This is a genomic window from Streptomyces sp. NPDC030991, assembly GCF_055571235.1.
This window is the reverse complement of record NZ_JBVIFR010000011.1, coordinates 126,467-140,630: the sequence shown is the minus strand read 5'-3', so window position 1 is coordinate 140,630 and position 14,164 is coordinate 126,467. Positions and strand designations below refer to the sequence as shown.

General features: G+C 70.6%; 12 protein-coding genes. 10 read left to right on the top strand and 2 right to left on the bottom strand.

Annotated elements, in window-relative coordinates:
* Nucleotides 1-213: 213 nt before the first annotated feature.
* The 8 genes from ruvC to ACZ45E_RS21540 all read left to right on the top strand — a co-directional run bounded on the left by ruvC (nucleotide 214) and on the right by ACZ45E_RS21540 (nucleotide 9,587).
* Nucleotides 214-744 carry a crossover junction endodeoxyribonuclease RuvC gene (gene ruvC / locus ACZ45E_RS21575; protein ID WP_468222775.1) on the top strand — a complete coding sequence of 177 codons (531 nt, stop codon included), beginning with the start codon at nucleotides 214-216 and terminating at the stop codon, nucleotides 742-744.
* Nucleotides 741-1,352, top strand: a complete 612-nt coding sequence (gene ruvA / locus ACZ45E_RS21570) for a Holliday junction branch migration protein RuvA (RefSeq protein WP_468222774.1) — start codon at nucleotides 741-743, stop codon at nucleotides 1,350-1,352. Before ruvC ends, ruvA begins: the two co-directional genes overlap by 4 nt.
* Nucleotides 1,353-1,401: 49 nt before the next feature.
* Entirely contained in the window at nucleotides 1,402-2,475 is a 1,074-nt protein-coding gene (ruvB, locus tag ACZ45E_RS21565; RefSeq protein WP_468222772.1) for a Holliday junction branch migration DNA helicase RuvB, read from the top strand.
* Nucleotides 2,476-2,642: 167 nt separating this feature from the next.
* Complete coding sequence (gene yajC / locus ACZ45E_RS21560) at nucleotides 2,643-3,140, top strand: preprotein translocase subunit YajC (RefSeq protein WP_468222770.1); 498 nt, start codon at nucleotides 2,643-2,645, stop codon at nucleotides 3,138-3,140.
* 138 nt (nucleotides 3,141-3,278) lie between these two features.
* Nucleotides 3,279-5,081, top strand: a complete 1,803-nt coding sequence (gene secD / locus ACZ45E_RS21555; protein ID WP_468223094.1) for a protein translocase subunit SecD — start codon at nucleotides 3,279-3,281, stop codon at nucleotides 5,079-5,081.
* 1 nt (nucleotide 5,082) lies between these two features.
* Nucleotides 5,083-6,201: a protein translocase subunit SecF gene (secF, locus tag ACZ45E_RS21550; RefSeq protein WP_468222768.1), complete on the top strand. Its 1,119-nt coding sequence runs from the start codon at nucleotides 5,083-5,085 to the stop codon at nucleotides 6,199-6,201.
* A gap of 154 nt (nucleotides 6,202-6,355) precedes the next feature.
* A complete protein-coding gene (locus tag ACZ45E_RS21545) occupies nucleotides 6,356-6,895 on the top strand; it encodes an adenine phosphoribosyltransferase (protein WP_468222767.1) in 540 nt (179 codons plus the stop codon).
* A gap of 169 nt (nucleotides 6,896-7,064) precedes the next feature.
* Entirely contained in the window at nucleotides 7,065-9,587 is a 2,523-nt protein-coding gene (locus tag ACZ45E_RS21540; protein WP_468222765.1) for a RelA/SpoT family protein, read from the top strand.
* A 166-nt stretch (nucleotides 9,588-9,753) separates the two neighbouring features.
* Here the strand turns inward: ACZ45E_RS21540 and ACZ45E_RS21535 are convergent, their stop codons facing one another.
* Together ACZ45E_RS21535 and ACZ45E_RS21530 are read right to left on the bottom strand one after the other, a co-directional pair.
* Nucleotides 9,754-10,986: a DUF349 domain-containing protein gene (locus ACZ45E_RS21535; RefSeq protein WP_468222764.1), complete on the bottom strand. Its 1,233-nt coding sequence runs from the start codon at nucleotides 10,984-10,986 to the stop codon at nucleotides 9,754-9,756.
* 136 nt (nucleotides 10,987-11,122) lie between these two features.
* On the bottom strand, nucleotides 11,123-11,983 hold the full coding sequence (locus ACZ45E_RS21530; RefSeq protein ID WP_468222762.1) for a peptidylprolyl isomerase: 861 nt from the start codon (nucleotides 11,981-11,983) through the stop codon (nucleotides 11,123-11,125).
* Nucleotides 11,984-12,161: 178 nt separating this feature from the next.
* Here ACZ45E_RS21530 and ACZ45E_RS21525 point away from each other — a divergent pair, with 178 nt between their 5' ends.
* Nucleotides 12,162-12,875: an MBL fold metallo-hydrolase gene (locus ACZ45E_RS21525; RefSeq protein ID WP_468222760.1), complete on the top strand. Its 714-nt coding sequence runs from the start codon at nucleotides 12,162-12,164 to the stop codon at nucleotides 12,873-12,875.
* Nucleotides 12,876-12,889: 14 nt separating this feature from the next.
* Nucleotides 12,890-14,152 carry a histidine--tRNA ligase gene (gene hisS, locus ACZ45E_RS21520; RefSeq protein ID WP_468222759.1) on the top strand — a complete coding sequence of 421 codons (1,263 nt, stop codon included), beginning with the start codon at nucleotides 12,890-12,892 and terminating at the stop codon, nucleotides 14,150-14,152.
* Nucleotides 14,153-14,164: the final 12 nt, after the last annotated feature.

Here is a 14,164-nt window from a genome sequence, read left to right as displayed (position 1 = left end):
GGGTTTTCCCCCCCCCCCCACCCCCCCCCCCCCCCCCCCCCCCCCCCCCCCCCCCCCCCCCCCCCCCCCCCCCCCCCCCACCCCCCCCCCCCCCCCCCCCCCCCCCCCCCCCCCCCCCCCCCCCCCCCCCCCCCCCCCCCCCCCCCCCCCCCCCGCTTTGTCAGTGACAGCCGATAGCCTGCGGGAACAGGCGATCGAAGGTGGGGGAGCGGCGTGCGCGTACTGGGCGTGGACCCGGGGCTGACCCGGTGCGGTGTCGGCGTGGTCGAGGGAGTCGCGGGCAGACCCCTGACGATGCACGGCGTCGGCGTCGTACGCACGCCCGCGGACGCCGAGCTGGGCCACCGCCTGGTCGCCATCGAGCAGGGCATCGAGCAGTGGCTCGACGAGTACCGGCCCGAACTCCTCGCCGTGGAGCGGGTGTTCAGCCAGCACAACGTGCGGACGGTGATGGGGACGGCCCAGGCCAGCGCCGTCGCCATGCTCTGCGCCGCACGCCGCGGCATCCCCGTCGCCCTGCACACCCCCAGCGAGGTCAAGGCCGCCGTCACCGGCAGCGGCCGCGCGGACAAGGCCCAGGTCGGCGCCATGGTGACCCGGCTGCTCCGGCTCGACGCGCCGCCCAAGCCGGCCGACGCCGCCGACGCACTCGCCCTCGCCATCTGCCACATCTGGCGCGCCCCCGCGCAGAACAGACTCCAGCAAGCCGTAGCGCTGCACGCATCGAAAGGCCGTACCGCATGATCGCCTTCGTCAGCGGCTCCGTCGCCGCCCTCGCCCCCGACGCCGCGGTGGTCGAGGTCGGCGGCGTCGGCATGGCCGTCCAGTGCACGCCGAACACGCTCTCCACGCTCCGCGTCGGACAGCAGGCCAAGCTCGCCACCTCCCTCGTCGTCCGGGAGGACTCGCTCACCCTGTACGGCTTCGCGGACGACGACGAGAAGCAGACGTTCGAGCTGCTCCAGACCGCCAGCGGGGTCGGCCCGCGCCTGGCCCAGGCCATGCTCGCCGTGCACAGCCCCGACGCCCTGCGCCGCGCCGTCTCCACCGGCGACGAGAAGACGCTCACCGCGGTCCCCGGCATCGGCAAGAAGGGCGCCCAGAAGCTGCTCCTCGAACTGAAGGACCGCCTCGGCGAGCCCCTCGGCACCGGCGGCCCCGCCATCGGCACCGCCGTCACCAGCGGCTGGCGCGAGCAGCTGCACGCCGCGCTCATCGGCCTCGGGTACGCGACCCGGGAGGCCGACGAGGCGGTCGCGGCGGTCGCCCTGCAGGCCGAGGCGGCAGGCTCCACCCCGCAGGTGGGGCAGCTCCTCAAGGCGGCCCTGCAGACCCTGAACCGCACCCGCTAGCCGACCGCCCGACAGCCCTTCATCGAACCAGCAACGCGAGGCACACGTAATGAACTGGGACGACCCGACCGAAGCGGCGCCGGACACCGAGCGGCTGGTGGACTCCGTCGCCGACCGCGAGGACCAGGCCGTCGAGGCGGCCCTGCGCCCCAAGGACCTGGGCGAGTTCATCGGCCAGGAGAAGGTCAGGGAGCAGCTCGATCTGGTGCTGCGGGCCGCACGCGCGCGGGGGGCCACCGCCGACCACGTCCTGCTCTCCGGCGCCCCCGGCCTCGGCAAGACCACCCTCTCCATGATCATCGCCGCGGAGATGGGCGCTCCGATCCGCATCACGTCGGGCCCCGCCATCCAGCACGCGGGCGACCTCGCCGCGATCCTCTCCTCCCTCCAGGAGGGCGAGGTCCTCTTCCTCGACGAGATCCACCGCATGTCCCGGCCCGCCGAGGAGATGCTCTACATGGCGATGGAGGACTTCCGCGTCGACGTCATCGTCGGCAAGGGCCCCGGCGCCACCGCCATCCCGCTCGAACTGCCCCCCTTCACGCTCGTCGGCGCCACCACGCGCGCGGGCCTGCTGCCGCCGCCGCTGCGCGACCGCTTCGGCTTCACCGCGCACATGGAGTTCTACGAGCCGGCCGAGCTGGAGCGGGTCATCCACCGCTCCGCGCACCTCCTCGACCTGGAGATCGACACCGTAGGGGCGGCGGAGATCGCCGGGCGCTCCCGCGGCACCCCGCGCATCGCCAACCGGCTGCTGCGCCGCGTCCGCGACTACGCGCAGGTCAAGGCCGACGGGTACATCACCCAGGACATCGCCGCCGCCGCGCTCGCGGTGTACGAGGTGGACGACCGCGGCCTCGACCGTCTCGACCGTGCCGTCCTGGAGGCGCTCCTCAAGCTGTTCGGCGGCGGGCCGGTCGGCCTGTCGACGCTCTCCGTCGCGGTGGGGGAGGAGCGCGAGACGGTCGAAGAGGTCGCCGAGCCCTTCCTCGTACGCGAGGGACTTCTGGCGCGAACGCCCCGCGGCCGGGTCGCCACTCCCGCCGCCTGGGCCCACCTGGGCCTCACTCCACCCCAGGGGAGAACGGGCGCAACCGGACAAGGGGACCTCTTCGGGGCGTGACGGCGCGGGTGCTCGCCGGGCCTGGAACCCCGGTGCCATGCTGAGCGTTGTTCCCACAGTGCGGACTCGCTTAGACTCCGCCGACGGTCGCCTTTATGGCGCCGGTGCACCCCCGAACCCAAACAAGGCCGCTTTCCGACGCGGTCGCCTGAAGGAAGTTCCCACCCGTGAGTCTCGTGACCCTCCTCCCGTTCATCGTGCTCATCGGGGCCATGTTCCTGATGACCCGGTCCGCCAAGAAGAAGCAGCAGGCGGCCGCATCGATGCGCAATGACATGCAGCCCGGTTCCGGCGTCCGCACGATCGGGGGCATGTACGCCACGGTCAAGGAGGTCAACGAGGACACGGTCCTCCTGGACGCCGGCCCCGGCGTCCACCTCCTGTTCGCGAAGAACGCGATCGGTGCCGTGCTCTCCGACGACGAGTACAACCGCATCGTGCACGGCGTGGAAGCCACGGAGGACGACGGGGCGACCGACGCCGCCATCGTGCCGGACGACGCGTCCTCCCTCACCGGCACCGACGAGACCGCCGCCGCTGACGACTCGCGCGTCGACCTCGGCAAGAGCAAGGAAGCGGCCGAGCCCGCCACCGATGTCGCCGAGGCCGAGAAGGCCGCCGACGCCGAGCCGAAGAAGACCAACGGCGAGTCCGACGCGAAGTAGTCACGACCGGAGCCGCGGGGCGACCGCTTGCGTCGCCGCGGTTCCGCCTCGTGCGTGACCCGCGTGGATTCTCGACCATTTCATGGCCGCCCGAGCACGAACCCCGATGCAGGGCGGATGGAGAGGGAGTACGAGAAGGTGGCCACACCTACAAAGAGCCGAGGGGCAGGCGCACAGAGCAAGCCCGGGCGTGCTCTGAGCCTGATCGTGATCATCATGGTGGCGCTCGTCGGGGGGATGTTCATCTCCGGTACGTTCACGCCGCGCCTCGGCATCGACCTCGCGGGCGGCACCAGCATCACGCTGGAGGCCAAGAACGAGCCGGGCCAGCCCAACGCGATCAACAAGACCAACATGGACACCGCGGCTGACATCATCAACCGCCGTGTCAACGGCATGGGTGTCTCCGAGGCCGAGGTCCAGACGCAGGGCAACAACAACATCATCGTCAACATCCCGCGGGGCACGAACCAGAAGCAGGCGCGCGAGCAGGTCGGCACGACCGCTCAGCTCTACTTCCGCCCCGTACTGACGGTGGCCGCCGGCGCCCCGACGGGCAACTCCACGACGAGCCCGTCCCCGAGCGCCTCGTCCACGGAGAAGGCGACCGACAAGGCCACGGAGAAGGCGACCGACAAGGCGTCGTCCAAGCCGTCCGCCACGGCCACCTCGCAGGGCCGCGCCGTCAGCGAGGCCCTGAAGGCCGACGCCACGCCGAGCGCCTCGTCGACCGGCAAGGCCGGCGACAGCGGTGCCACCGGTGGCACCGACGACAAGGCCTCCCCGACGCCGTCCGCGAGCGCGTCCACCGACCCGGCGACCGCCGCGCTGCAGAAGAAGTTCACGGACCTCGACTGCACCGACAACGCCGCGCGTACCAAGATCAACGAGGGCGCCAAGCCGGCCGACACCATCGTCGCGTGCGGCAAGGACTCGCAGGGCCAGTGGGAGAAGTACATCCTCGGCGCGTCCGAGGTGAACGGCAAGGACGTCAAGAAGGCCCAGGCGGTCATCAACCAGCAGTCCGGCCAGTGGGTCGTCAACATGGACTTCACGGGCGGCGGCTCGAAGAAGTTCGCCGCGACGACCGGCAAGCTCAAGGACCAGCAGTCCCCGATGAACCAGTTCGCCATCGTGCTCGACGGCGACGTGGTCTCCGCCCCCAGCGTCAGCTCGACGCTGAGCGCCAACGCCGAGATCTCCGGCAGCTTCACCCAGGAGTCCGCCCAGGACCTGGCCAACGTGCTGTCGTACGGCGCCCTGCCGCTCACCTTCCACGAGCAGAGCGTCACCACGGTGACCGCCGCCCTCGGCGGTGAGCAGCTGCACGCCGGTCTGATCGCGGGCGCCATCGGCCTCGCCCTGGTCGTCATCTACCTGGTGCTCTACTACCGGGGCCTGTCGTTCATCGCCCTCGCCTCCCTGGTCGCCTCCGGCATCCTCACGTACACGCTCATGACTCTGCTCGGCCCGGCCATCGGCTTCGCGCTGAACCTGCCGGCCGTCTGCGGCGCGATCGTGGCCATCGGTATCACCGCTGACTCGTTCATCGTGTTCTTCGAACGGATCCGGGACGAGATCCGCGAGGGCCGCTCCGTGCGGCCCGCCGTCGAGCGTGCCTGGCCGCGCGCCCGGCGCACGATCCTCGTCTCCGACTTCGTGTCGTTCCTCGCGGCCGCGGTGCTCTACATCGTGACCGTCGGCAAGGTCCAGGGCTTCGCGTTCACGCTCGGCCTGACCACCCTGCTCGACGTCGTCGTCGTCTTCCTCTTCACGAAGCCGCTGATGACGCTCATGGCCCGAAGGACGTTCTTCTCCAGCGGACACAAGTGGTCGGGTCTCGACCCCAAGGGCCTCGGTGTCCAGCCTCCGCTGCGCCGGAGCTCCACCCGCCGCGCCACCGCTGCCGCCGCCGGCCCTGTCGACCCGAAGGAGGCGTGAGATGTCGAAGCTCGGCAATCTCGGTGCCAGGCTCCACCGCGGTGAGGTCGGCTACGACTTCATCGGCAAGCGCAAGATCTGGTACAGCGTCTCCATCCTCATCACCATCACGGCCATCCTCGGCCTGGCGGTGCGCGGCCTGAACATGGGCATCGACTTCGAGGGCGGCGCCGTCTTCACGACGCCCAAGACCAGCGTCTCGGCCGCCAAGGCGGAGGAGTACGCGGAGAAGGCGTCCGGCCACGACGCGATCGTGCAGGAGCTCGGCACGGGCGGCCTGCGCATCCAGATCGCGGGCGTCGACACCGGCAAGTCGGACCAGATCTCGGACGAGCTGTCCAAGGACATGGGCATCGACGCCAACAAGATCAACGCCGATCTGGTCGGCCCCAGCTGGGGTGACACGATCGCCAACAAGGCCTGGCAGGGCCTGGCCATCTTCATGGTCCTGGTCGTGATCTACCTGGCGATCGCCTTCGAGTGGCGCATGGCGCTCGCGGCGCTCGTCGCCCTCATCCACGACATCACCATCACCGTCGGGATCTACGCCCTGGTGGGCTTCGAGGTCACGCCGGGCACGGTGATCGGGCTGCTCACGATCCTCGGTTACTCGCTCTACGACACGGTCGTCGTCTTCGACTCGCTCAAGGAGCAGACGAAGGGCATCGAGAAGCAGACCCGCTGGACCTACAGCGACATCGCGAACCGGTCGATCAACAGCACCCTGGTGCGCTCGATCAACACCACGGTCGTGGCGCTCCTGCCCGTCGCGGGCCTGCTCTTCATCGGCGGCGGCTTCCTCGGCGCCGGCATGCTGAACGACATCTCGCTTTCGCTCTTCGTCGGCCTGGCCGCCGGTGCGTACTCGTCGATCTTCATCGCCACTCCGCTCGTCGCCGACCTCAAGGAACGCGACCCGAGGATGAAGGCCCTCAAGAAGCGGGTGTTCGCCAAGCGGGCCTCCGCCGCGGCGCAGGCGGAGAACGCCGCCGTCGTGGGCCACCAGGCGGACGCGCGGCCGGCGGACGAGCCGGAGGACGTCGCCCCGGCCGGTGCGGGCCCGCGCAACCAGCCGTCCCGCAACCGCGGCCGCGGCCGCCCCTCGGGCAAGCGCCGCTGACCCGGACACCGCATCGCGTCACACGGGCGCCAGGAGCCGTCGAGGCCCTGGCGCCCGCTGCGTTCCCACCAGGGACGGCTGCTAGGGTTTCGACCGCGCAAAGCCACCGAAAACTTGCTGAGAGACTCTCGCACACACGCCCTGAGGTGCAGAAATGACCGACATCAAGGAACTGCTCCTCAGCCGTATCCGGGACGTTCCCGACTACCCGCGGCCCGGCGTGATGTTCAAGGACATCACCCCGCTCCTCGCGGACCCGGCGGCCTTCACGGCCCTCACCGACGCGCTCGCCGAGCTGTGCGTACGCCACGGCGCCACCAAGGTCGTCGGCCTGGAGGCGCGCGGCTTCATCCTGGGCGCCCCCGTCGCCGTCCGCGCGGGCCTCGGCTTCATCCCCGTACGCAAGGCGGGCAAGCTCCCCGGCGCGACGCTCTCGCAGTCCTACGACCTCGAATACGGGTCCGCGGAGATCGAGGTGCACGCCGAGGACCTGTCGGCGGGCGACCGTGTCATGGTCATCGACGACGTACTGGCCACCGGCGGCACCGCCGAGGCCGCCCTGCACCTGATCCGCCGGGCCGGCGCCGAGGTCGCCGGTGTCGCGGTCCTCATGGAGCTGGGTTTCCTGCCCGGCCGCGCGCGCGTGGAGCCCGCACTCGACGGCGCTCCGCTCGACGCCCTGCTGGTCGTCTAGGAGCGGAGAGCGGGGCCTGACGGGCGGCCCCGGCGGAATCCGGTGCCCGCCTCCGGTGTTTCTCCCGTACAAGGGCGCCCCACCGGCCGAATGCGTTCATCGGGCGCCGGGTCGATACCATGGACTCTCCGGGACCTGTACGGGGACCCGTCGCGCACGAGGAGCGCCGTTGCCAGACGAGGCCAAGCCACTCATCGCCGCCAAGGCCGACCAGCCGGCCGACCAGGCCGCGGCTTCCTCCGGCACGCCCGCCAAGAGCGGGCAGAGCCCTACGAAGCCCACCGGCGCCCAGGACGGCAAGGCGGCCGAGCAGCCACGTCCCAAGCCCTCCGCCGAGCCCTCGCGCGCCACCCCGGCGCCCGCGGTGCGCGCCGGCGCGCACCAGCCGGCGGCCCGCTCCGGCTCCTCGAACCGCGTCCGGGCCCGCCTCGCCCGCCTCGGCGTGCAGCGCTCGAACCCGTACAACCCGGTCCTGGAGCCGCTGCTGCGGATCGTGCGCGGCAACGACCCCAAGATCGAGACGTCGACGCTGCGCCAGATCGAGCGCGCCTACCAGGTCGCGGAGCGCTGGCACCGCGGCCAGAAGCGCAAAAGCGGCGATCCGTACATCACGCACCCGCTGGCCGTGACGACGATCCTCGCCGAGCTCGGCATGGACCCGGCCACCCTCATGGCGGGCCTGCTGCACGACACCGTCGAGGACACCGAGTACGGCCTGGACACCCTGCGCCGCGACTTCGGCGACCAGGTCGCCCTCCTCGTCGACGGCGTGACCAAGCTGGACAAGGTCAAGTTCGGCGAGGCCGCGCAGGCCGAGACCGTGCGCAAGATGGTCGTCGCCATGGCCAAGGACCCCCGCGTCCTGGTCATCAAGCTCGCCGACCGCCTGCACAACATGCGCACCATGCGCTACCTCAAGCGCGAGAAGCAGGAGAAGAAGGCGCGCGAGACCCTGGAGATCTACGCGCCGCTCGCCCACCGCCTGGGCATGAACACCATCAAGTGGGAGCTGGAGGACCTCGCCTTCGCGATCCTCTACCCCAAGATGTACGACGAGATCGTGCGGCTCGTGGCCGAGCGCGCGCCCAAGCGCGACGAGTACCTGGCCATAGTGACCGACGAGGTGCAGAGCGACCTGCGCGCGGCCCGCATCAAGGCCACCGTCACAGGACGCCCGAAGCACTACTACAGCGTCTACCAGAAGATGATCGTCCGCGGCCGTGACTTCGCGGAGATCTACGACCTGGTGGGCATCCGCGTCCTCGTCGACACGGTCCGCGACTGCTATGCGGCACTGGGCACCGTCCACGCCCGCTGGAACCCGGTTCCGGGGCGGTTCAAGGACTACATCGCGATGCCCAAGTTCAACATGTACCAGTCGCTGCACACGACGGTGATCGGCCCCAACGGCAAGCCCGTCGAGCTCCAGATCCGTACGTTCGACATGCACCGCCGTGCCGAGTACGGCATCGCCGCGCACTGGAAGTACAAGCAGGAGGCCGTCGCCGGCGCGTCCAAGGTGCGCTCCGACCAGCCGAGGACCACCGGCAAGGACGACCACCTCAACGACATGGCGTGGCTGCGCCAGCTGCTCGACTGGCAGAAGGAGACCGAGGACCCGGGCGAGTTCCTGGAGTCCCTGCGCTTCGACCTCTCGCGCAACGAGGTGTTCGTCTTCACCCCGAAGGGCGACGTCATAGCGCTCCCCGCGGGCGCCACCCCCGTCGACTTCTCCTACGCGGTCCACACCGAGGTCGGCCACCGGACCATAGGAGCGCGGGTCAACGGGCGGCTCGTGCCCCTCGAATCGACCCTGGACAACGGCGACCTGGTGGAGGTCTTCACCTCCAAGGCGGCCGGAGCCGGACCCTCCCGGGACTGGCTGGGCTTCGTCAAGTCGCCCCGTGCCCGCAACAAGATCCGGGCCTGGTTCTCCAAGGAGCGCCGCGAAGAGGCGATCGAGCAGGGCAAGGACGCCATCGCGCGGGCCATGCGCAAGCAGAACCTGCCGATCCAGCGGATCCTCACGGGCGACTCCCTCGTCACCCTCGCGCACGAGATGCGCTACCCCGACATCTCGTCGCTCTACGCCGCCATCGGCGAGGGCCATGTCACGGCCCAGTCCGTCGTGCAGAAGCTCGTCCAGGCGCTCGGCGGCGAGGAAGCGGCCAACGAGGACATCGCCGAGAGCGCACCGCCCTCCCGCGGCCGCTCCAAGCGCCGCGCGAACGCCGATCCGGGCGTCGTGGTCAAGGGCGTCGACGACGTCTGGGTCAAGCTGGCGCGCTGCTGCACGCCGGTGCCCGGCGACCCCATCATCGGCTTCGTCACCCGCGGCAGCGGCGTCTCGGTGCACCGCAGCGACTGCGTCAACGTGGACTCCCTCTCCCGTGAGCCCGAGCGCATCCTGGAGGTCGAGTGGGCGCCCACACAGTCGTCGGTCTTCCTGGTCGCCATCCAGGTCGAGGCCCTCGACCGCTCGCGGCTGCTCTCCGACGTGACCCGGGTCCTCTCCGACCAGCACGTCAACATCCTGTCCGCGGCCGTGCAGACCTCGCGCGACCGGGTGGCCACGTCCCGCTTCACCTTCGAGATGGGCGACCCCAAGCACCTGGGCCACGTCCTCAAGGCGGTCCGCGGGGTGGAGGGCGTCTACGACGTCTACCGCGTCACGTCGGCACGCCGCCCGTAACGGTCCGCTCGCAGAGGACGACGCGCCCCGCCAGGGGCGCGGGGAACCGCGCGGAGAAGACCCGACGGTCCGCACCCGCGCGACGGCGGAACCTGGCAGACGCGACGGCGCACAGAAGCGGGCCCGGGCTTTCGGTAGCCCGGGCCCGCTCATGCACAGCTGGGACTCAGCCCCCGAACTCCTCGAGCCCCTTGAGCGCGGAATCCAGCAGCGCCTGACGGCCGTCCAGCTCCCGCTGGAGCTTGTCCGCCTTCGCGTTGTTGTTCTGCGCACGGGCCTGCTCGATCTGGCCCGTGAGCTTGTCGACCGCCGCCTGCAGCTGACCGGTGAGGCCCGCGGCACGCGCACGTGCCTCCGGGTTCGTCCGGCGCCACTCGGTCTCCTCGGACTCCTGGAGGGCGCGCTCCACCGCCTGCATGCGGCCCTCGACCTTCGGGCGGGCGTCACGCGGCACGTGGCCGATGGCCTCCCAGCGCTCGTTGAGCGAGCGGAACGCCGCGCGGGCCGACTTCAGGTCACCGACCGGCAGGAGCTTCTCCGCCTCCGCGGCCAGCTCCTCCTTGAGCTTGAGGTTCTCGCCCTGCTCGGCGTCGCGCTCCGCGAAGACCGAACTGCGGGCCGCGAAGAACACGTCCTGGGCGCCGCGGAAGCGGTTCCACAGATCGTCCTCGTGCTCGCGCTGCGCGCGGCCCGCCGCCTTCCAGTCCGTCATCAGCTCGCGGTACCGGGCCGCCGTGACGCCCCAGTCCTGCGAGCCCGACAGCGCCTCGGCCTCGGCGACCAGCTGCTCCTTCACCTTGCGGGCCTCCTCGCGCTGCGCGTCGAGCGCCGCGAAGTGCGCCTTGCGGCGCTTGGAGAACGCCGACCGGGCGTGCGAGAAGCGGTGCCACAGCTCGTCGTCCGACTTGCGGTCGAGCCGCGGCAGCCCCTTCCAGATGTCCACCAGGGCCCGCAGCCGCTCGCCGGCCGCCCGCCACTGCTCGGACTGGGCCAGCTCCTCCGCCTCGACGACCAGCGCCTCCTTGGAGTGCCGCGCCTCGTCGGACTGCTTGGCCTTCTGGACCTTGCGCTCCTCGCGGCGCGCCTCGACCGACTCCACCAGCTTGTCGAGCCGCTTGCCCAGCGCGTCGAGGTCGCCGACCGCGTGCGCGTCCGTGACCTGCTCCCGCAGGTGCTCGATGGCGGCCGAGGCGTCCTTCGCCGACAGGTCGGTCGTCTGCACCCGGCGCTCGAGGAGCCCGATCTCGACGACCAGACCGTCGTACTTGCGCTTGAAGTAGGCCAGGGCCTCATCAGGAGAGCCTGCCTGCCACGAGCCGACGACTCGCTCACTGCCGTCGGCCGAACGCACGTACACGGTCCCCGTCTCGTCGACGCGGCCCCACGGGTCGCTGCTCACAGCGCCTCCTCCACATGATGCCTGCGGGGGACTCGTGGGCCCCCGGGCATCGTCCACAGTTTCGTCACGGCCAACATAGGCGACCGGCGGGGCGGCTGTCCGCATCCCGTGCGACCGAAGTTTGGCAGCTGGCAGGTCAGGACTTGGTCACGGTCCCCTTGTTGATCACCACGGTCGCGTTCGGCGCGGTGTTGCCGGTGGTCTGGTCGGCAGGCTGCGCCCCCGCCTTGGCGATCTTGTCCAGAACCTTCATGCCGGAGTCGGAGATGGTTCCGAACGGGGTGTACGTCGCGGGGAGCTTGCTGTCCTTGTAGACGAGGAAGAACTGGCTTCCGCCCGTGTGCTTCTGGCCGGTGTTCGCCATCGCGATGGTGCCCGCGGGGAACGTGTACAGCTGCGTGCCCTGCTGCTTCTCCGCCTTCTTCAGGGAGGCGTCCTTCAGGTTCTCGTCCGGGATCGTGTACCCCGGGCCGCCCTGGCCGGTGCCGGTCGGGTCACCGCACTGCAGGACGTAGATGCCCTCGCTGGTGAGCCGGTGGCACTTGGTGTGGTCCAGGAAGCCCTTGCCCAACAGGTAGTTGAACGAGTTGACCGTGTGCGGGGCGGCCGACGCCTTCAGGTCGACGGTGATGTCGCCGCAGGTCGTGGCGAGCTTCATCGCGTAGTCCGCGGACTTGTCGATGGTCATCGCCGGCTCCTTCTTCCAGGTAGCCGTCTTCGCCTTGCCCGCGGCGGGCTTCGCGCACGGGTCTGGGGCCTTCGACGCCGACGCCGACGGGCTCGCACTCGGCTCGGAGCCGGCCGTCGACTTCTTGTCGTCGCTCTTGAAGGCCCCGGCGGCGTAGGCGCCGCCCGTGCCCAGAACGGCGACCGCGAGCACCGCGGCGATCACGGTGTTACGGGTACGCGCCTTGCGTCGCGCGCTCTGCCGCCGCTGCTGCTGGCGCAGGAACTTCTCCCGGGCGAGCTGACGCTGCCGCTGATCCTTGGTGACCACCGGGTGTTCTCCTCGTACGTCTCGTGACCGTGTTCTTCGCGGGTCGGACCGTCGGTTGGTGCCCCGTACCGTATATGGGTTCGCTGTGGAAACGGCAGCGCCGGTAGGCTTTGATCCGCCGCATTCCGTTGTTCTGACGGCATACCGACGACATTCCGACGACATACGAAGGACGATCGTGCTGATTGCCGGGTTCCCCGCCGGGGCCTGGGGCACCAACTGTTATCTGGTTGCCCCCGCCGCGGGTGAGGAGTGCGTGATCATCGACCCGGGCCACCAGGCCACCCAGGGAGTCGAGGAAGCGCTGAAGAAGCACCGGCTCAAGCCGGTCGCCGTCGTCCTCACCCACGGGCACATCGACCATGTCGCCTCGGTCGTCCCGGTCTGCGGTGCGCACGACGTGCCCGCGTTGATCCACCCCGCCGACCGCTACATGATGAGCGACCCGGAGAAGGCGCTGGGCCGCTCGATCGGCGCGCAGCTGATGGGCGAGCTCACCGTGGGGGAGCCCGACGACGTACGGGAGCTGTCCGACGGCGCGGCCCTGAAGCTCGCGGGACTCGACTTCACCGTCGCGCACGCGCCCGGCCATACCAAGGGGTCGGTGACCTTCCGGATGCCCGAGACCGCGGACGTTCCGCCGGTGTTCTTCTCGGGCGACCTGCTCTTCGCCGGCTCCATCGGCCGCACCGACCTGCCCGGCGGCTCCATGGACGACATGCTCGGATCGCTGGGCCGCGTGTGCCTGCCGCTCGACGACTCGACCGTGGTCCTCTCCGGGCACGGCTCCCAGACCACCATCGGCCAGGAGCGCGCCACCAACCCGTATCTGCGGCAGGTGGCCGCCGCCGGCCAGGGACCCTCGACCGAGGCTCCCCGACGAGGAATGTGACGAGAAGACCTCCCGTGAGCACCTTTCAGGCCCCCAAGGGCACGTACGACCTGATCCCGCCGGACTCCGCCAAGTACCTCGCGGTGCGCGAGGCGATCTCCGGGCCGCTGCGCAACTCCGGCTACGGCTACATCGAGACCCCCGGCTTCGAGAACGTCGAGCTGTTCGCGCGCGGCGTCGGCGAGTCCACCGACATCGTCACCAAGGAGATGTACGCCTTCGAGACCAAGGGCGGCGACAAGCTCGCCCTGCGCCCCGAAGGCACCGCGTCCGTGCTGCGCGCGGCCCTGGAGGCCAACCTGCACAAGGCGGGCAACCTCCCGGTCAAGCTCTGGTACTCGGGCTCGTACTACCGCTACGAGCGCCCCCAGAAGGGCCGCTACCGCCACTTCTCGCAGGTCGGCGCCGAGGCGATCGGGGCCGAGGACCCGGCGCTGGACGCCGAGTTGATCATCCTGGCCGACCAGGCGTACCGCTCGCTCGGCCTGCGCGACTTCCGCATCCTGCTCAACTCGCTGGGCGACAAGGAGTGCCGTCCCGTCTACCGGGCCGCCCTCCAGGACTTCCTGCGCGGCCTCGACCTCGACGAGGAGACGCTGCGCCGCGCCGAGATCAACCCGCTGCGCGTCCTCGACGACAAGCGGGCCGACGTGCAGAAGCAGCTCGTGGGCGCCCCCTCGCTGCGTGACTACCTGTGCGACGCCTGCAAGGCGTACCACGAGCAGGTGCGTGAGCTGCTCCTCGCCGAGGGCGTCGCCTTCGAGGACGACGAGAAGCTCGTGCGGGGCCTGGACTACTACACCCGTACGACCTTCGAGTTCGTCCACGACGGGCTCGGCTCGCAGTCCGCGGTGGGCGGCGGCGGCCGCTACGACGGCCTGTCCGAGATGATCGGCGGCCCGTCGCTGCCGTCCGTCGGCTGGGCCCTCGGCGTCGACCGCACGGTCCTCGCCCTGGAGGCGGAGGGCATCGCGCTCGAACTGCCCGCCACCACCAGCGTCTTCGCGGTGCCGCTCGGCGACGAGGCGCGCCGCGTGCTCTTCGCCAAGGTGACCGAGTTGCGCAAGGCCGGCGTCTCGGCGGACTTCTCGTTCGGCGGCAAGGGGCTCAAGGGCGCCATGAAGAACGCCAACCGGTCCGGTGCCCGCTACACGATCGTCGCCGGTGAGCGGGATCTCGCCGAGGGCGTCGTGCAGCTCAAGGACATGGAGTCCGGCGAGCAGAGCGCGGTCGCGGTGGAGGAGATCGTGACCGTCCTGAAGGACAAGCTCGGCTGATCCTCCCGGCAG